18 protein-coding genes and 1 riboswitch are annotated in these 18,928 nt (G+C 37.2%); of the genes, 5 read left to right on the forward strand and 13 right to left on the reverse strand.

From position 1 onward, the window contains the following. Positions 1-6: 6 nt before the first annotated feature. The gene (gene pgl, locus ACH3O9_RS16465; RefSeq protein WP_416442246.1) at positions 7-720 is read left to right on the forward strand and encodes a 6-phosphogluconolactonase; all 714 of its coding nucleotides are present in this window, start codon (positions 7-9) and stop codon (positions 718-720) included. Positions 721-784: 64 nt separating this feature from the next. Here the strand turns inward: pgl and ACH3O9_RS16470 are convergent, their stop codons facing one another. The 4 genes from ACH3O9_RS16470 to ACH3O9_RS16485 form a co-directional block, all read right to left on the reverse strand. Then, the gene (locus ACH3O9_RS16470; RefSeq protein WP_416442247.1) at positions 785-1,564 is read right to left on the reverse strand and encodes a hypothetical protein; all 780 of its coding nucleotides are present in this window, start codon (positions 1,562-1,564) and stop codon (positions 785-787) included. A gap of 319 nt (positions 1,565-1,883) precedes the next feature. Next, the gene (locus ACH3O9_RS16475) at positions 1,884-2,549 is read right to left on the reverse strand and encodes a TrmH family RNA methyltransferase (RefSeq protein WP_416442248.1); all 666 of its coding nucleotides are present in this window, start codon (positions 2,547-2,549) and stop codon (positions 1,884-1,886) included. A gap of 133 nt (positions 2,550-2,682) precedes the next feature. After that, positions 2,683-3,714, reverse strand: coding sequence for an acetamidase/formamidase family protein (locus tag ACH3O9_RS16480; RefSeq protein ID WP_416442249.1), 1,032 nt, complete (start codon positions 3,712-3,714; stop codon positions 2,683-2,685). A gap of 53 nt (positions 3,715-3,767) precedes the next feature. Beyond that, a complete protein-coding gene (locus tag ACH3O9_RS16485; RefSeq protein ID WP_416442250.1) occupies positions 3,768-4,520 on the reverse strand; it encodes a ZIP family metal transporter in 753 nt (250 codons plus the stop codon). Between the two features lie 172 nt (positions 4,521-4,692). Between ACH3O9_RS16485 and ACH3O9_RS16490 the strand changes: the two genes are divergently transcribed. Continuing rightward, positions 4,693-5,373, forward strand: a complete 681-nt coding sequence (locus ACH3O9_RS16490; protein WP_416442251.1) for an SIR2 family NAD-dependent protein deacylase — start codon at positions 4,693-4,695, stop codon at positions 5,371-5,373. Here ACH3O9_RS16490 and ACH3O9_RS16495 read toward each other — a convergent pair. After that, complete coding sequence (locus tag ACH3O9_RS16495; protein ID WP_416442252.1) at positions 5,342-5,815, reverse strand: heme-binding domain-containing protein; 474 nt, start codon at positions 5,813-5,815, stop codon at positions 5,342-5,344. The two genes, ACH3O9_RS16490 and ACH3O9_RS16495, sit on opposite strands and share 32 nt — an antisense overlap. Positions 5,816-5,959: 144 nt before the next feature. On the opposite strand from ACH3O9_RS16495, the gene purB reads away from it, so the two are divergent. Continuing rightward, positions 5,960-7,303, forward strand: coding sequence for an adenylosuccinate lyase (purB, locus tag ACH3O9_RS16500; protein WP_416442253.1), 1,344 nt, complete (start codon positions 5,960-5,962; stop codon positions 7,301-7,303). Positions 7,304-7,516: 213 nt separating this feature from the next. On the opposite strand, the gene ACH3O9_RS16505 is transcribed toward purB, so the two are convergent. The 3 genes from ACH3O9_RS16505 to pta are packed head-to-tail and all read right to left on the reverse strand — an operon-like array spanning position 7,517 to position 11,635. After that, complete coding sequence (locus tag ACH3O9_RS16505; RefSeq protein ID WP_416442254.1) at positions 7,517-8,302, reverse strand: DUF6090 family protein; 786 nt, start codon at positions 8,300-8,302, stop codon at positions 7,517-7,519. A 50-nt stretch (positions 8,303-8,352) separates the two neighbouring features. After that, complete coding sequence (locus ACH3O9_RS16510) at positions 8,353-9,537, reverse strand: acetate/propionate family kinase (RefSeq protein ID WP_416442255.1); 1,185 nt, start codon at positions 9,535-9,537, stop codon at positions 8,353-8,355. A gap of 4 nt (positions 9,538-9,541) precedes the next feature. After that, positions 9,542-11,635 carry a phosphate acetyltransferase gene (gene pta / locus ACH3O9_RS16515; RefSeq protein WP_416442256.1) on the reverse strand — a complete coding sequence of 698 codons (2,094 nt, stop codon included), beginning with the start codon at positions 11,633-11,635 and terminating at the stop codon, positions 9,542-9,544. Positions 11,636-11,915: 280 nt separating this feature from the next. Here pta and ACH3O9_RS16520 point away from each other — a divergent pair, with 280 nt between their 5' ends. Then, positions 11,916-12,677: an endonuclease/exonuclease/phosphatase family protein gene (locus ACH3O9_RS16520; RefSeq protein ID WP_416442257.1), complete on the forward strand. Its 762-nt coding sequence runs from the start codon at positions 11,916-11,918 to the stop codon at positions 12,675-12,677. Between the two features lie 87 nt (positions 12,678-12,764). Here ACH3O9_RS16520 and ACH3O9_RS16525 read toward each other — a convergent pair whose 3' ends face one another. The 4 genes from ACH3O9_RS16525 to ACH3O9_RS16540 are packed head-to-tail and all read right to left on the reverse strand — an operon-like array spanning position 12,765 to position 14,790. Next, positions 12,765-13,310 (reverse strand): DUF4252 domain-containing protein, encoded by a 546-nt coding sequence (locus tag ACH3O9_RS16525; RefSeq protein WP_416442258.1) that lies wholly within the window; start codon positions 13,308-13,310, stop codon positions 12,765-12,767. 7 nt (positions 13,311-13,317) lie between these two features. Then, positions 13,318-13,842: a DUF4252 domain-containing protein gene (locus ACH3O9_RS16530; protein WP_416442259.1), complete on the reverse strand. Its 525-nt coding sequence runs from the start codon at positions 13,840-13,842 to the stop codon at positions 13,318-13,320. A 17-nt stretch (positions 13,843-13,859) separates the two neighbouring features. Next, positions 13,860-14,294, reverse strand: a complete 435-nt coding sequence (locus ACH3O9_RS16535) for a hypothetical protein (protein WP_416442260.1) — start codon at positions 14,292-14,294, stop codon at positions 13,860-13,862. Continuing rightward, positions 14,281-14,790, reverse strand: a complete 510-nt coding sequence (locus tag ACH3O9_RS16540; RefSeq protein ID WP_416442261.1) for an RNA polymerase sigma factor — start codon at positions 14,788-14,790, stop codon at positions 14,281-14,283. Before ACH3O9_RS16540 ends, ACH3O9_RS16535 begins: the two co-directional genes overlap by 14 nt. 109 nt (positions 14,791-14,899) lie before the next feature. Between ACH3O9_RS16540 and ACH3O9_RS16545 the strand changes: the two genes are divergently transcribed. After that, complete coding sequence (locus tag ACH3O9_RS16545; RefSeq protein ID WP_416442262.1) at positions 14,900-16,375, forward strand: S41 family peptidase; 1,476 nt, start codon at positions 14,900-14,902, stop codon at positions 16,373-16,375. A gap of 286 nt (positions 16,376-16,661) precedes the next feature. Here ACH3O9_RS16545 and ACH3O9_RS16550 read toward each other — a convergent pair whose 3' ends face one another. After that, positions 16,662-18,524, reverse strand: a complete 1,863-nt coding sequence (locus ACH3O9_RS16550) for a TonB-dependent receptor plug domain-containing protein (RefSeq protein WP_416442263.1) — start codon at positions 18,522-18,524, stop codon at positions 16,662-16,664. Positions 18,525-18,588: 64 nt separating this feature from the next. Next, positions 18,589-18,879: riboswitch (cobalamin riboswitch) on the reverse strand. Positions 18,880-18,928 lie beyond the last annotated feature (49 nt).

Below are 18,928 nucleotides of genomic sequence, written 5' to 3' on the forward strand. Positions count from 1 at the left end.
TTAAGAATGGAACTAAAAATATATGATACTAAGCAAACTGTAGCAGAAGAATTCTCTGGGTATGTATCAAAAATCGCCTCTGGTGACCAGAAAATTCACATAGCACTTTCTGGTGGTAGTACACCTAAAATTGTTTTTGATCATCTTGCTGAAAATTATTCAACCCAAATAAATTGGGAAAATATATGCTTGTACTGGGGTGATGAACGCTGTGTAGATCCTTCAGATTCTGAAAGCAATTATAAAATGACCGTTGAGCATTTACTTTCAAAAATCAAGATTCCGGAAGGAAATATCTGTAGAATTAAAGGAGAAAACGATCCTGAAGCTGAAGCTGAACGTTATAGTGAAGTGCTGCAAAAAGAACTTCCTCTGGTTGATGGTATGCCTCAATTTGACTTAGTTATTTTAGGAATGGGTGATGATGGGCATACCGCATCTATCTTTCCTTATAATATAGAGTTGTGGGATCTGGCAGCCAATTGTACGGTCGCTGTGCATCCTGATTCAGGGCAAAAAAGGGTTTCTCTCACAGGTAAAGTCATCAACAATGCTAAAGAGGTAGCTTTTCTGGTTACAGGAGCAGGCAAGGCAGATAAAGTACATGAGATCATTGATGAGCAAGAAAGCGCTAAAGCATATCCGGCCAATTTGGTTAAACCAAAATCAGGTAACTTGGTTTGGTTTCTAGACAAAGACGCAGCTGATAAAATTGAGTAATCTTCATAGAATTGTAAATAAAAAGAGGGACAGAATTGTCCCTCTTTTTATTTTACACCTTAAATTATTTTACCGCCCCTGCCGTATTTTTTAAAAAAACATCACTAAAAATACCCGTATCTACATCTGCAGGTAAATGGGAAGTAAAGCCTATACCTACGTAAAAAGGTTTATCAAATTTTAATTCTACAGGATCACCTACTTGAAATAAGGGCTCGCCATTCATGCTTATAAAAGCTGTAAATGCATCGCCATCTTTCTCGATACCTAATCGCATTGCTCCTTTTTGTTCTATACGCATTTCCTGCAAATTTGCATTTTGCTCTGGTCTCCAGGCCATGTGCATCAATCCTGCACCGTGCAAAGCAACCATTATTTCTTTAGCATCATCTTCAAGTCCCTGCCGTATTATCAATACAACTTTTCTATCACCATAACCTGTAGAATCTGGAAACTTCACGTCTGCTGCAAGCGAAACATCTCCAGACATTTTTTTCCATAAATAGCGAAATTCATCGCGGTTATACCAAATATTATAACCTGCAGAATTAACCGTGTATTCATTTTTAGATTTATCATAAGTAGCCGAGCCCTCTGCCAGCGCTCCACCTACATCACTTTGACCATCAAAAACACCAATTGATTTATTTTCGGTACGCGTTTCCCGATGAAAATCTGCCGGTGGCGGCACTTGCTCATGCGTCGCTGATCCCGGTAAAGCCCAGTCTGGTACTTCAAGACTGTCTGTTGTTTGTGCGGAAGTTAATTGTGCAATCCCGACAAACAAAATTCCTGAAAAAAAGACTTTTACAATAGATTTTTGAATAGTGTGGTGGTAATACATGATAAGTTGGGTTTATTGATTAAAAATGACCCTTAAATTACCGATTTTTAATGCTAAAAAGGAGGTTTTTGAAATAGAAAAGATTCTAAATGAAGTGATTTCGTTTCTACGAAATACTATGAAGCGCAATTCTATTACCTTCTGTATCAAGAAAGACAGCCATATAGCCATATACTTCAGAAATCTGGGTTTTTCCTGAAATACTTTCCCTCCATCCTCATCTACTTTTTGTAATGGAACATTAACATCATCTGAAGAAAATAGAGCAAGACACCTTCTGCACTGGGTACATACGACGCTGGTTGTATAAGGCTTGCTATTAAAGGTATAACTTGTTTACTTTCATAAACCGTTCTACTAGTTCGTCATAATTCTTCATATGTCGTTTTGCCCATTGTAACCGCAGTTCTATCTGCTCCTTAGGGCTAAGCTGCCAGTTAACACTAGAATTTTGCAAGCGTTGCATAAGGTTTTGTAAGATTATAGCTGCAGACACAGAAATATTCAGGCTATGTGTGAAACCGCTTGTTGGGATATATATATAATCGTCAGCCTCATTAATAACGGCGTCGCTTAATCCTTCGGCCTCGCGACCAAAGAATAAAGCTGCAGGTGTATTTATATTAAAATCCTGTAACGTATGAGCCTGATGGTGTGGAGTTGTAGCCACGATGCGGTAGCCATCTTTTTTTAGATTTTCAATTGTTTCATGAACGTTGTTGTAGCGATTAACGGTTGTCCATTTCTGGGCTCCCATCGCAATTTCTTTGTCTATTCTTCTGCCAATTTTCTCTTCTATAACATGCACATTCTGCACCCCAAAAGCATCACAGCTACGTATCACAGCACTTGTATTATGAAGGTGCCGTACATCTTCATTTACTACTGTAAAATGATTTGTGCGTTGTGAGGCAACCTGTTTAAAAAGATCAACTCGTTTTTGCGTAAGAAAAGATTCCAGGTATTGAAGTAATTCTTTGTTCATGCCTTTTATTTAAGACACAAATTTAATATTCTCCTTTTTGTTTCTTTCGTTTAAAAACCTTTTAAATTTCAGTAAAAATCAGGTGAAAAGGGGTAAAAATCGAATCTATCCTTATAAATAAATAGATAATAAACTACTTAATAAATACCTCCTTAGGCAACATAGCATGTACGCCTACATTGCCATCTACAAGCTGCGTTATGTTTACATCTACAGCAACACTGCACAACATATAAGCATCTGCTTTGCCCATGCCTTTTTCTTTCATGAGGTATTCTATCATTTGGCGTACCGCAATATGCGTTGCTTTGTTAAGATCGCGGTCTGCTCCCATCGTTATGATATGAGTAGCCGTTTCGGCACGGGGCCATGATAGTTCTTTGTTCTTATGTAAAATGAACTGCAATGTGCCCTTAAGCGAAGTTTCTATAGCTGTAATATCTACTTCACCATTTCCCTGAGCGGCGTGACCATCGCCAATCTCAAAGAGCGCGCCCTTTGCAAAAACCGGGATAAAAAGGCTAGAACCTGCCGTAAGTTCTTTATTATCTAAATTACCTGCATGTACCCATGGCGGTGCACTATTCCAACGGCCTGCTTCTGCCGGTGGTGCTACGCCCATGCTACCAAAAAAAGGATGTAAAGGTATATCTATACTGTCAGAAAAATGGCCAATCATTTTTTCTTTATCTAAAGGTATGATTCTCATTTTTCGTTCAAAGATCTCATCAGATAAAAAACCGCTCTGCCCTATCGCATTATAACCGTATGGAATAGCCAGATCTATAGAAAGTACTTTTACTTCTAGTACATCACCCGGTTCTGCATTTTCAATATAAATGGGTCCTGTTAAAATATGTCCTCCTGGTCCACGATCTTTTAGACTTTGTACATCTCTTAGTTCCTGTTCTACATCCTGAGGCGCGACTCCGGCGCCTTCCAGTCTTTCAGGATTAGAAGTGATTAGCGTGTGTACTTTTACATAATCTCCGGTTTTAATTGTTAATGCCGGTTCACTTTCAGACCAATAATGACCCCAGGCAACTGTGGCAGGCGAAGGATTAAGTGTGTATGGATTTGCCTCAGTTCCTTTTTCCTGAGCATGAAGATGGTTTGCAAGAAATAACAAGAATACTCCCAGCTTTAATGAGTTAGAAAGGGTCATAAATACAGGTTTTAGATGAGATGGTTTAGATAACGAAATGAAAATAAGCTATTTTAAGCTAAATGCGAAAGTAAAAATGAGGTCAAAAAACCAAGCACGGTTATAATGCCCACAATGCTGTGCCCTTTTTCAAAAGCCTCGGGAATCATTGTTGCAGCCAGCATATTTAAAATCGCCCCTGCAGCAATCGCTAACGTAGCACCAATAATGTAAGGGGATAATTGACTAAATACGGTATAACCTGTCACTGAAGCTATACCGCTTATAACAGCAATGGCAATCCAGATTCCAAAAATAAAAAGTTTTGATCTACCCGAATTTTTCATTCCGGCAGAACTTGATAAACCTTCAGGAATATTTGAAATAAAAATGGCTATAACTGTTGCAGCACTTACTGCACCTCCTTCTAACATACTTATGCCAATTGCTATAGATTCAGGAATACCGTCTAGTAATGCTCCTAAGGCTATTGCCAAACCACTGCCGCTGTCTTCACCTTCAGATGGTTGTTGATCCTGTGATCGTTTTCTGTGTTTGGCACCTTGTCTTTCTAAAAAATAATTAGCTATAGAATAAATTCCCGCACCCACAATAAAACCTATTGATGTTGATAATACACCACTTTGAGAGTAAGCCTCATCTACAAGTTCAAAAGACAATGCTGAAATTAAAACCCCGGCACCAAAGGCCATTATCATTGCGATAAACCGCTGAGAAAATTTAAAATAGTAACCCAACAATGAACCTAAAACTAAAGCTCCTCCCGATAATAGACCCCAAAGACCGGCTTTTAACCATTCTGCCATAGATTATTCAATTAAAGAAATGCGATAATAAATAGTGCACGAAATATAAATTTAATAGCAAGATTTCATTTCAGGAACAAATTAGCTCGGCTTATGTTTTGTTTAACAGCCTTGAATTATTTTTAAAGATTAATGCTTTTTCAATTTTGTATTTTTAGATAAAAATTACTCTATGAAAAAAATTGTAGTACTTACCGGTGCGGGGATTAGTGCAGAAAGTGGTTTAAAGACTTTTAGAGATGATAACGGTCTTTGGGAAGGCCATGATGTGATGGCAGTTGCCAGCGTTGAGGGTTGGTATGCTAATCAGGAGTTGGTTTTAGACTTTTATAATAAGCGAAGAAGACAGTTAAAAACTGTGCAACCTAATAATGCACATAAAGCACTTGTAGAGCTTGAAAATCAATATGAAGTAGCCATTATAACTCAAAACGTTGATGATCTGCATGAGCGAGCGGGAAGCTCAAATGTGATTCATTTACATGGCGAACTATTAAAAGCACGTAGCAGTACAGATGAAAATCTGGTGATGGATTGGCAAGATGATATTTGTATAGGAGATCAATGCAAATATAATAGCCAGATACGACCACACATAGTTTGGTTTGGCGAAGCCGTTCCTTTATTAGAAAAAGCCGCTTTTTATACCTCTCAGGCCGATTTTGTGTTGATAATAGGAACAAGTATGCAGGTTTATCCTGCTGCAGGGTTAATAGACTATGCAAAAGATGACGCTCAAATCTATTTTATAGATCCTAAGCCCAGCATATCATCTGGGCGCAATCTCACTGTTTTATCAGAAAAGGCATCTACCGGGGTTCCTACTGTGGTTGCAAAACTGATGAATAATTAAGTCTTGCAACTTTAGCCCAATTCAAAAGCATATCGACCTGTTGATCTGTAAGATCTGCATCGTGATGTATTAAGGTGTATGAAGCGAGCGGCATATCGCCTTCACTAACTTCATCTATAACTTCATCTAGCTTGTGATCTTTTCGCTTAGCAGAATATTTATCCCAGTCGGCAAAATTAAGATGTCTCTTACCGTCTTCAATATGCTGGTCAAGCCATAGAGAAACAGGTGCAACTTCTGCATACCAGGGATATTTAGTCTGGTTGCTATGACAATCGTAACAAGCTGTTTTTAAAATTCCCTGTACTTCCTGAGAGGGTTTGGTTTCCGCAATAAAGCTGTCAAGACTTGCATAATCGCCTTCATTTTTATCAGGTCTTATAAATTGAATTACTACTAATGCTATAAGTGCGAGTATAAAAAAACGTTTTACCCAGATCATAAGGAGGTTTTAAAATTATGAAAGTACTGATTTTTTTTTCATGTGCCGGTTTTCAGGATTTGTAGTTCTTATTGATATATTATCATCTTACGTTTGTTAGTATGTAGTAGCTGTGTATCTTTGCGTTTTATCTAAAATTAAATCATGTCATTATCCCCTTTAGAGGCTGTTTCACCCATTGATGGTAGGTATCACAAGAAGACTGAGTCTCTTGCTAATTTTTTTTCTGAAAAAGCACTTATTAAATACCGTGTTAAGGTAGAGATAGAATATTTTATCGCTCTTTGCGAAATACCACTACCTCAACTAAAGAATGTAGATCGAGCAGTTTTTTCTGAATTAAGGGCGATATATGACGATTTTTCTCTGGAGGATGCACAGGCTATTAAAGATATTGAGCGCATTACAAATCACGATGTAAAAGCTGTTGAGTATTTTATCAAAGAAAAGTTTGATAAAATGAGTTTAGCACCATTTAAAGAGTTCATCCATTTTGGGCTTACTTCACAGGATATCAACAACACCGCTATCCCGTTAAGTTTAAAAGATGCAATGAATCATGTCTATTTACCTCAACTACTTGAGGTTGTAGATCATCTAAAGCAACTGGCAGACGAGTGGTCACAAGTGCCTATGCTTGCTCGCACCCATGGTCAACCAGCTTCTCCTACCCGCTTAGGCAAAGAGATCGAGGTGTTTGTGGTAAGACTTGAAGAACAAATTAAATTACTTGAAACTGTACCCAGTGCTGCAAAATTTGGTGGCGCAACCGGAAACTATAATGCACATCAGGTAGCCTATCCTGAGATAGATTGGAAGAAATTTGGTTCTGGTTTCGTTCACGGTACTTTAAAGCTGCACCATTCATTCCCTACAACACAGATAGAGCATTATGATCACATGGCCGCTCTTTTTGATAACCTTAAACGTATCAATACAATTTTAATAGATCTGGACAGAGATATTTGGACGTATGTCTCAATGGATTATTTTAAACAAAAAATAAAAGCAGGTGAAGTAGGCTCTTCTGCAATGCCACACAAAGTTAATCCGATCGATTTTGAGAACAGCGAGGGGAATTTAGGCATCGCTAATGCGATTTTTGAGCATCTTGCCGCTAAATTACCTATATCAAGATTACAACGCGATCTTACAGATAGTACAGTTCTGCGAAACATTGGTGTACCATTAGGCCATACATTAATAGGTCTTGCAAGCACAATTAAGGGATTGAATAAATTAGTTTTAAACGAAAGTAAATTTAACGCTGATCTTGAAAATAACTGGGCTGTCGTTGCTGAAGCGATACAAACAATATTGAGAAGAGAAGGTTATCCTAATCCATATGAGGCATTAAAAGGACTCACTCGCACAAATGAAACTATTACAGCAGATTCTATAGCTAATTTTATAGACACGCTTGAAATAGACGATTCTATAAAAAGTGAATTAAAAGCAATCAGCCCTTCTAATTATACTGGTATCTAAACTATGAAGGGTCGCAATTCCTTAAATATGTTTTTAACCTTATTTCTGTATTCGGCAATTCTCATTGCGGGACTAGCTAACCTTTTGCACGTTATAATTACACAAATAATTCTGGTATGTATATTTATTGTGCTTATTATAAATTTAGTCTATACAAATCGCATAGATACAACAGGTGTATAAACAGTTTAAATGGAGAATCTGCTTAATTAATTAATTGCCTACTTTAATATATTTATCAATCCTGCTGATTAATTCATCAGCTCTTTTTTCTTTATTCTGTAAATAGTTGATCCCTATTTTTAAGCGTATAGCGAAAGAATTTAGATGATTTTCTACCTCGAGATCATGTATAAAATCAGCATAAGGAAATGGAAATTCATTCATATTTTGATAGCTCTCAATATGGTATTCTCCACCTAAACCGTCTAGCACGGCAATCTTGTTTGAAAATATTCTGTATTTTTTCATAATAACAGATTCTGCAAAAGAGTTTGTAAATCTTTTGGTTTCTGTCACATGTTGATTTAATGTAATATCTGAATAATATTTAGCTATTAACTTAATGAGGCTATCGTTGCTTATAATGTTTAGATATCCATTACTGGTGGCCATTTCAAATGTGATTTTATTTGAACTGGGCAGCGTGAAATAAATCATTCTTACGACGTCATTTGCAAATTGAACTGTATCTAATATGGGAAGAGAACGATTAGCGGCTAAATTAATTAAACGATTACAGGTTTCTCTTTGCTTAATTTTAAATGCCGCCACATTCTGTAGATCAAGAATATCGTCCTGTAGGTCTTGTTTAATGTTTAAAAGGATACTTTTTTCTAGTTTTTTATTATCAGCACTTACTTTCCAGGCATTGATCTGTAAAGCAATTAAGATACCCATGACAACGAGAATTATTTCTCCCAGGGCATAAAAAATATATTTACTGAATTTACCCTCAGCAAATAATGACTTTCTTATCCTTCTAAAAAATTTTATCATCACTTTTATATGATTCCAGAATTCCTTAGAAGGACTGTACTGCTCGATTTTTATTCAGCTAAAGAATAAACCTGCTGTGCAATTTCTAATTCTTCATTTGTAGGAATTACCAGAATAGAGACTTTACTTCCCTCCTTTTCTATGCTTCGCATTTCTTTTGAACGATATCTGTTTTTACCTGCATCAATATGAATATTAAAATATTCCATATTTTCACAAACAAGAGCTCTCAAGTGGTCACTGTTCTCTCCTATCCCTGCTGTAAATACAATGGCATCAAGACCATTGAGTGCAGCGACATATGAACCTATGTATTTTTTTATGCGATAAGCATTCATATTTAATGCAAGTATGCATTCTTTATTACCACGGGAGGCCTCATCTTCTATATCGCGCATATCACTGTAACCTGTAAGTCCCAGCATTCCACTTTTATTATTTAAAAGCGCACCAACTTCTTCACTGGTATAACCTAATTCACTGATCATGTAAAAAATAACCGATTGATCTATATCTCCACTCCTTGTTCCCATAATCAAACCGTTAACCGGGCCAAAACCTAACGAAGTATCTATACACACGCCATTCTTTATAGCGCTCATACTACAACCGTTACCTAAATGTATGGTAATAATTTTAGATTTCTTTTTATTTAAGTATTCTAATGCCTTTGCTGCTACATACTTATGGCTTGTACCGTGAAAACCATAAAGTCTTATTTTATTCTCTTCTAAGAATTTTTGAGGTATCGCATACTGATATGCTTTCTGCGGAATTGTTTGGTGAAAGGCTGTATCAAAAACGGCAATTTGTTTGGCTCCTGTAAAAATATCTTCGGCAACTTCTATACCTGTTAGATTATGTGGATTATGCAGTGGTGCAAGCGAAAAAAGTTTTCTTATCTGTTCTTTTACAGTAGCATCTACTATAACCGTTTGTGTAAACTGACTGCCACCATGTACAACGCGATGCCCTACTAAACTTACTTCATTTACATTTTTAAGAACTCCCGTATTCTCATCAAGCAAGTGTGCCGCTATTGTTTCTAAACCTTCTTTATGCGATGCAATTTTTACATCTTGTGTAAAGGTTTGGGTAGAACTTTTATAATGAAGTCGGCTGCCTTCTATCCCTATGCGTTCTACCATACCAGAAGCAATGACTTCTTCTGATGGCATTTTAAAAAGTTGAAATTTTATTGAAGAACTCCCTGAATTGATTACTAATACGTGCATAAAATTAAATTCCTTGCGCCTGAATGGCGGTTATAATTACGGTGTTAAAAATGTCATCTACAGTACAACCGCGGCTTAGATCGTTAACGGGTTTATTTAATCCCTGCAACATGGGACCAATTGCCAGAGCCCCGGTTTCTCTTTGTACAGCCTTGTAGGTATTGTTCCCTGTATTTAGATCTGGAAATATAAGTACACTTGCCTGCCCGGCAACTTCAGAGTCTGGTAATTTACTTTTACCTACTCGCATATCGACCGCAGCATCATATTGTATAGGTCCTTCTATCTTTAGATCAGGCCGTTTTTCTTTTACAATATTTGTAGCTTCTCGTACCCGATCTACGTCTTCACCTTTTCCTGAAGTTCCTGAAGAATAAGACAACATAGCGATCTTTGGCTCAATGCCAAAAGCTATACTGCTTTCTGCTGAAGAAATAGCGATCTCTGCAAGTTCTTCCGCAGAAGGATTAGGGTTAATTGCACAATCACCAAAAACAGATACACGATCTTCAAGACACATAAAGAATACAGACGAAACGACTGAAACTCCCGGTTTAGTTTTAATAAACTGAAGCGCAGGTTTTATGGTATGCTGCGTAGTATGCGCTGCTCCTGAAACCATACCGTCTGCATCGCCTTTGTAGATCATCATCGTACCATAATAAGAAACATCTGCCATCCAGTCTCTGGCGATATCCATATTTACATTTTTGTGTTTTCTCAACTCGTAAAACGTATTGACGTAATCTTCAAATTTATCTGACTTGATGGGGTCTATTATGTTCACTTTAGAAAAATCTAAAGCAATACTATTTGCGGTGGCTTTCTGCTTTATTTTTTCAGGATCACCCAGCAACGTTATTGTCACCAGGTTTAGATCTACCAGATGCGAAGCTGCACTTAATATACGCACATCATCTCCTTCTGGCAGAACTATGTGTTTTTTTGAAGTTTGAGCACGCTTCATCAAGCTATACTGAAACATACGCGGTGTAATACCTCCTGCCTCAAGGGTAAGTAAATGTTCTACCAAATTATCAAAAGCAAGTTCCCGTTCAAAAACCGCTAATGAAGTTTCGATTTTCTGAGTGCTGTCTGCATAAATGTGAGATTTTACAGCTCCTATGCGATTTGTAACCGAAAAAGTTCCATCTTCTACAGAAACTATAGGTACTATTTGCGAGAGACCTTCTATAAGTTTTAAGATAGGTTCTTCAGGTATAAGTCCGCCAGTTAAGATTATTCCAGAAATTCTGGGATAATTACTTGAAATATTTGCCTGTAAAGCGCCTAAGATTATATCTGCTCTGTCTCCCGGGGTGATAACAAGACTATCTTCTTTTAAATGCGTTAGATAATTGCGCAGTTGCATTGCTCCCACACCATAATTACCTGTCTGATTATCTAAAAAATCGGCCCCAAAGAGCACTTTTCCGCCCAATTCTGCCACGATTTCTTTAACCGTGGGATGTGCTAATTTATCTGTATAAGGAATTGCAAATACTGCTACGTTCTCTGGTAAAAAGTTTTTAAGACCATCAGTCGCAATTTGCAAATTCTCTGGCTGAACTTTATTAGCGACAACTGCTATCACGGCCACATCTTTCTCTATAAAAGAAGTGTAAGCTATCTGCAAACTCCCCATGAGTTCATCTTTATTCTTCCCTACCCCGCTAGCTACAATAATCGTTGGGATTCCTAAATTTTTCGCGATAAGCACGTTGGTATCAAATTCAAAAATGCTTCCTTCTCCCGTAAAATCAGATCCTTCAACAAGCACAAAATCAAACCTATCTTCTAAAGCTTTGTATTTGCTTATAATTGTATCTAAAATTTCGCCGGCTTTATCTTCGTTGCGTTTTCTTATTATTTCATTTCGTGTAAACGCATAAGCATCTTCATAGTCGAGGTCGATATCAAAAAAAGAAAGCACTGTATTAATGTGATTGTCTTTTCCGCCTGGTTTATCAACGTTTATAATGGGACGAAAAAAACCAACTTTTGCCGTCTTTCCCAAAAGAGTGCGCATTAATCCCAAAGTGATAACAGACTTACCACTGTCTGGCTCAAGCGTTGCTATATAGATACCTTTATTCATGCTTATAGTGTTTGATCAAAAATACGGCTTATTTAAAAATATGATGTTGACAGATGTCAGTGTTTCTTATTGCTGAATAAAATATGCGTATAGAAAACCGAGGCTGCATATCTTAGTAGGATAATAACCCTGTTTTAATACTGAAATAACTTTAAATTCATAATTTCCCTCAAACTAACTAATCTTAAAAAATATCATGCTTAAGTATTTTTCTCTCTTACTGCTAATTTTAGCAGCTATCCCTGTTCAGGCTCAACAAGATTCAATTCATTTAAAATTAATGACATCTAATATTAGATATGCAAACCCTGATGACGGCGTCAATTTTTGGGACAACCGGAAAGACTGGTACGCAGAAAGTGTAAACTTTTCTGATATCGACATTTTTGGAGCTCAGGAAGCACTTTATAGTCAGGTAGAAGATATAAAGAAAAGCCTAAATCAATATGACTTTATTGGTACTGGTAGAGATGGTGGCAAGGCTGGTGAATTCTCACCTATTTTTTATAAAAAAGAGAGGTTTCAGGTTTTAGACAGTGCGACGTTCTGGTTATCGCCCACACCTGAAAAAGTCGCATCAAAAGGATGGGATGCTGCCCTGCCTCGTATTGTGACATGGGCAAAGTTTAAAGATAAAAGCAGCGATAAGATTTTCTTCTTTTTTAATACTCATTTTGACCACATGGGTGTAAAGGCCCGTGAAAAAAGCGCACATTTAATCTTAAATAAAGCTAAAGAAATTGCGGGAGATACACCTTTCTTTTTAACCGGTGATTTTAATGTGCCTCCTTCAGAAAATCCTTATAAGATAATAACCCAGGAGTTGAGTGATTCAGCTCTCAAAGCAAATAAGACTTACGGCCCGCCATATACCTTTAACGGCTTTCAATTAGAACCAGACTTTAACAGAGATCGTATAGATTACATTTTCTATAAAGGAAATACCATTACTATTGACAAATATCAGGTTTTTGATGCACAAAGGGGAGCCTTATTTATCTCAGATCATTTTCCCGTAATTATAGATGCCGTTTTAAAATAACGGTAGTTTAGAGGTAAAAATCGGTTGAAAACAAACAAAAATCGGGGCGATTGCCCCGATTTTCTATTTAATTATGTGAACTAAATTCTATTTATTAAAAATATCCATCACGCCTTCAAACTGCGCCGTGTCAAAATCTGCTCCTTCTTTATCTATAGATTCTGCAAACTTGATCATGTCACTTACATTCATATTATCGCCCAGCACGCGAGCCAGTAAAAAACCTTTATTCTCATCCTGTGCAAAGACAATAACCTCATCAATAGCATCTTCTTCACCCTTATAGTACAAACGCATGCGTTGTCCCGGTTTACCAAAGTTCATTAACTCATCATAAGAATCATTAGAGAGTATATTCTTGATCTTAACCGTCTCAGTATCATATTTCTCTTTAGTACCTCCACTTAAAGGATACGCAAGAAGATTTACTTTTTTTACAGTGTTCAAAACCTTTTTTTGGTCTTCTGTGAGTTTATCAGATTTAGGGCTAATGAGACTCGTAGGCACATCTACCATGACAAAATCATCATTTTCTTTATTATCTACATAATACTCCTGAAGTGTTTGCTCTTTGTTGCAACTAGCCAATACTAAGAATAGTAAAAGCATGCTTCCTAATTTTAAAATTCTCATAGTTTTACTAATTTACCTTTACGTTTTTAAGCTCTTCACTACCTGAGAAGTTTATGCTGCTTGCGATCTTACCTATTTCTTTAAGATCGATATCTCCTGTTATTTTAATAATCACAGTATCGTCTTTAACTGCTGTGCCATCCATAAACATGACAAATTCTTTTACAAAATCATCATTTTTACCGGGCTTATAGTAAAATCTTACATTCTTACCATCATCCTTTACACGCATAAGTTGCTCAAGTTTAGCCGAACTTAGATAACTATTAAATTCAGATTTCATCAGTTTTGCTGTAGCGTCACTTTTTGTACTAAAAACTTTAATATCTTCAAGGTTATTGACCATATTGATATAGTTCTGCATCTCAGGATCTTTAGAATCGAGATCAATCTTTCCTAAAAGCTTAAACATCTTAGGGGTTACGATCATAGCAGAAACATCTTTCATGTCTTCAAACTTGTCAAAACCAGATTGCGCAAACGCCGTTATGCTCAAACAAAGGACTATCGTACTTATTATTAACTTTTTCATTTTTATTGCTTTAATTGTTATTTTAAATATTTATCTGTTGTTTTTTTAAATTCTCCCAGTGCATCTAATTGATCTGTGCCTTCATCTATAAAACTAGACACCATATATAAAGTTTGCTTTGCTTTTAATGCGGCAATTTGGGGGTCTTTATAAGTGCCGTAATCATGTCGTGATTGTGACCCATCATACGTAAAAAGTACACCCAGCACTATCGCAAATCCCGCAGCTAAGGGAATCCAGCGTAAAAGAGGTCGCTCTTGAGGGATGTTTATTTCTCCTGTAAATGTTTCTTCTTTAGCTTCCGCGAAAGCATTAAAAAGAGGCGTATAAGACTCAAGATGTTGTGCTACTTTACCTGCTGCAAAGTATTGCTTCAATGCTTTTTCTTCAGCCAGAGTTGTTTCTCCTTCAAAATACTTATCGAGCAATTGCTCAATTCTATCTAATTCCATAGCTGTGTTTTTTTATCAACTGTTCTCGTATTGTTTTTCGCGCTCGCGAAAGAGCCACGCGTACTGCTGTTTCATTTATTCCCAGATGCTCTGCTATCTCTGCATTTGTATATCCTTCTACATCCCGCAACTGCAAAATAAGCTGCTGTTGCTCGGGTAGATCTTTCATCAATTTAAACACCCAGTTTACGGCATCCTTGTTTTCAGTTTGTTTACCTGTATTGTAACTGGTATCCTCATAATTACTGTGAACTATCTTAAGGTTACTGCTGCTTTTAGCTTTTAACTTATCGTAGCAATAGTTTTTTGTCATTGTAATCGCAAAAGCTTCTGTACTCCTGTACTTTTTCATTTCAGCTCTTTTAGTCCAAAGTTTTAAAAGAATTTCCTGAGTGGCGTCTTTAGCTTCTTCTTCAGAGACAAGCAACCGGCGTGCCAGGCGATATATCTTATCCTGAAAAGGAGTGACCTCTTTTAAAAATTCTTTAGACTTCATTTGCAATGCGGTTAGTTATAAGGATGACGACCCAACATAAAATTTGTTACAAACAATTCATTCATTACAATAATACCCTATTTTTAGGGTTCTTAAATAAAATTGAAAAATGAAAAAGATTTCTTACACCCTAATAGGGATTCTTCTTTTATGCACTACCGTTTCTTGTTTTAAAGATAAAGACGATGAAGTTATAGCTGCATCTGATCTCGAGATTAAGAACTTTATCTACGAGGCAATGAATATCTGGTATCTCTACAAACCCGATGTACCACCGCTGGCTGATGATTATTTTAATACACAGGATGAACTTGATTCATATTTAAATGGATTTGATACTCCGGAAGATCTCTACTATAACGGTCTTTTATCTAATGTAGACCGCTTTAGTTTTATCACAGACGATTATCGTGAACTGGAAAATACATTTGCCGGTGTAAGTAAAAATAATGGGATGGACTATGGTCTCTCTTTATATCCTAATAACTCAAGTCTGGCATTTGGTTTTGTGCGCCTCGTATTACCGGGAACCTCTGCAGAAGATAGCGGAGTTACGAGAGGGATGTTATTTAATACAATTGATGGGGAAAATATAAATACCGTTGCCACAAGTGGTGGTCGCAGTCTTAACTCTCGAGCAGTAGAACTTTTAAGTCAGGATACATATACGATAGGTCTGGCCACCTTAGATACTAATGGTGATATTGTATCAACCGGTGAAACGATAACACTTACAAAAGCAGAATATACTGAGAACCCTATTTACATTGCAAAAACTTTAGATGTGGGCAATGAAAAAGTAGGTTATCTTATGTATAATTCATTTACATCTAATTTTGATGGTGAGTTAAATGATGCTTTTGCCACATTTAAAGCAGATGGTGTTACAGATCTTGTTCTAGATTTGCGCTATAATGGCGGCGGCTCTGTGCGCACAGCGACAGATCTTGCTGCAATGATCACTGGTCAATTTGCAGGTGAAATATTCTCAACAGAAGTCTGGAATCCTCAAATACAAACAGCCTTTGAAGCTCAGGAGCCTGAAAATTTAAATAATCGATTTAATACAAAAACCAGTACGAATGCAGATATTAATAGTCTTAATTTAAACCGGGTATACATATTAACAACAGGAAGTTCTGCTTCGGCCAGTGAATTAGTGATTAACGGGCTTGATCCTTATATTGATGTAATTCAGATAGGAACAACAACAGTAGGTAAATTTCAGGCATCAACAACTTTTTATGATTCTGAAGCTCCTAGTTTTGCAAGAGATGGGGCAAATCCTAATCATTTTTATGCAATACAGCCACTTATCTTAACTTCTGCTAATGCTAATGGTGTAACAGGTTTTGTAAATGGTCTTGAGCCTGATATTGAAGTACAGGAAAGAATTAGCAACTATGGCGTATTGGGAGATCAGGATGAACCTCTACTTGCTGCGGCACTAGATGATATTAACCCTAACAGATCGTTTGATACGGTGAAAAAAGAAGAGAAATTAGGACCACCTATTGAACTTGTAGGAGAAAATGGAATGACAAGTCCTGCTTATCAACGCATGTATGTTGATTTAAAGAAGTAAAAACCGCTCTAAAACATATAAAAACCTCCGCTTTTCAACTGAAAATCGGAGGTTTTTTTATTATTCCTTCTCGTCATTCTGAATTAAATTCAAAATGACGGCACCACCTTAGTCCTGCAAGGTTTTTGCAACCTTGTAGGTTTTCTACAAATTCAAATTAAAACCAACTCTAAAGTTCCTACCCTTAGTGGTATAACCCACTAATTCCTATAATTTATAATCTTCAAAGCCTTCTGAACAGAATGACGCAGTAATCCTGCAAGGTTTTTGCAACCTTGTAGGTTTTCTACAAATACAAATTAAACCCAACTCTAAAGTTTCTACCCTTAGTGGTATAGCCCACTAATTCCTGATAATCTTCATTAAAAATATTATTGAGCCCGGCGAAGATTTTTATTTTGTTGTGCATTACTTTTTGACTCACATAAAAATCAAGCAAACCATAGGCATCAAGTTTTACATCTTCATAAGTGATAAAATCAGTATCCACGCGTGAAGCATTGTATTGATAGCTAAAAGAAGCATAAGTTTCAGGCGAAAAATCATATCCTAAAGAAGCATTGATCTTATGTTTCGGCAAGCGTAAGGTCATTTTATCTTTATTTTCGGTAAAAGTATAATTGGCTCGCAACTGTAAATCTTTAATTGGTCGGGTTTCCAGTTCAAATTCAACTCCCTGCACTGTAAAATCCTCAGTTATGTTTTGATATTGACTTTCAAACGTGTCAAAATCAATCGTTACATAATCGATAAAGTTTTCTTCCAGACGGTTAAAATAGGTTCCGCTTACGCGAAAAATACCCGATTTCCATTCAATTCCACCTTCAATAGTGCGGTTTTCTTCCGGTTCCAGATCAGGATTTGCACCGTAATCGCCGTAAAGTTGGGGCAAAGAAGGCGCTATAAAAGAAGTCGCATAGCTTCCGAAAAACTTCAAATATCCTTTTTCTTGATCAAAACTATACGATGGATTTAAACTATAGGTCGCATGCGAACCGTATTCACTGTGGTTATTTAAACGTGCGCCGGCATTGATGTTCAACCCAAAAGGAGAAACGTACACCACATTGGCATAAGGATCGGCATTAGAAGTTTCCTTTTTTTCTCCAAAATCGGTCCTGCCTTCCACATAATTAAAACCAAGCACCGTATAAAACTGATCGCTAAAGGTATAGCGGTTAAACACATCCAGAATATAACTATCTGCATCATAAGCACTGGGATAGTTGGATTCAAAATTGCGCCCAATACTGTGGTATGCGGCATTTAGCGTGATGCTTCCTTTAGAATAACTGTATTCCGAAGATAATCCCACACGTTTCTGAGTGCTTTCTGAAGTAAAATCAGCATCTTCCATGGGATACGAATTATCGTAAGCGGCATCATAATGATCGTAAAGGGCGTAAGCATTCAGTTTAAAATTTTCGCTAAACGCATACCCCAGTTTAATATTGGCATTATAACGGGAAAAGGGATCTTTCTCATTGCTGTCTGCATCAATTACCGCCGAAAGGCCATCGGTATATTGATTCCCAAACCCTACCAGATAGGTCAATTGATTGAGCGTACCATTTACCGAAACCCGGTTTTGATAATCGTTCAGCCCAAAATTGCGGTTGTTTTGAGATTCGTTGCTACCGGCTACTGCGGTGAGTTGCGCCGAAATTTTATCAGCTCCTGCTTTTTTAGTCGTGATATTGATTACCGCTGTGGCTGCACCGCTTCCATAAAGTGTACTGGCTGCGCCCTTGATAATCTCAATACTCTCAATACTGTTGATGTCTAGCAAACGCAAATCAAAATCATTGGCAATAGCAGAAGGATCGGTCATTTGCACCCCGTCTATCAGCACGAGCACCTGCCGGTTATTGCCGCCGCGCACATAGTAGCTCAGGTTTTGCCCGGTATTACTTCGGCTTCCGTTAATCTCAATCCCACTAATGGTATTGATCACTTCTGCCACGGTTTTTCCCTGGTTTTTTGCCAGTTCGTCCTGTGTGATTTTCACGACGACTTTTCCGCTGTTTTCGCGTTTCAGTTCAAATTTTGAGTCGGTAACCACGACTTCATCCAGTTGTTCTGCCTGTTGGGCAAAACCCGTTAGGCACGCCAGAAGACCGGCACCTAAAACGTAATTTTTGGTGTTCATTAAAAAATGTGTTGTACGGAAAAAGGTATGAAGCATCCTTCATACAAACCTTTATCCCGAAGGTTTGACAATAGTGAATAAAGGCAGGTCTCCTGGCTCGCGTATAAAGATTCACCTTCCCGCCCCCTCTATCGGGGCAGTGGTATTAAAGAGTAATCTTCACCGCCTGTGACTACACAGGCTAAGCTTACAGTTGCGGGAACAGCTCAGGATTTATTGAAGTACGAAAAGTAAATTGAGAAACGAAAAAATAAAATCGGCATTCATCAATTATAAATCGTAAATCAGCTCACCTGATTCCCTTTTAAGGACGTTTTTTAAATTAAAAACATCCACCAAAATTCAGGTGCGAAGATAAACAAATCGCAAAGGCAGTATTCATTTTTTTATTTAATCTTACTTTT

The organism is Leeuwenhoekiella sp. A16 (assembly GCF_047946675.1).
Classification (GTDB): Bacteria; Bacteroidota; Bacteroidia; order Flavobacteriales; family Flavobacteriaceae; genus Leeuwenhoekiella.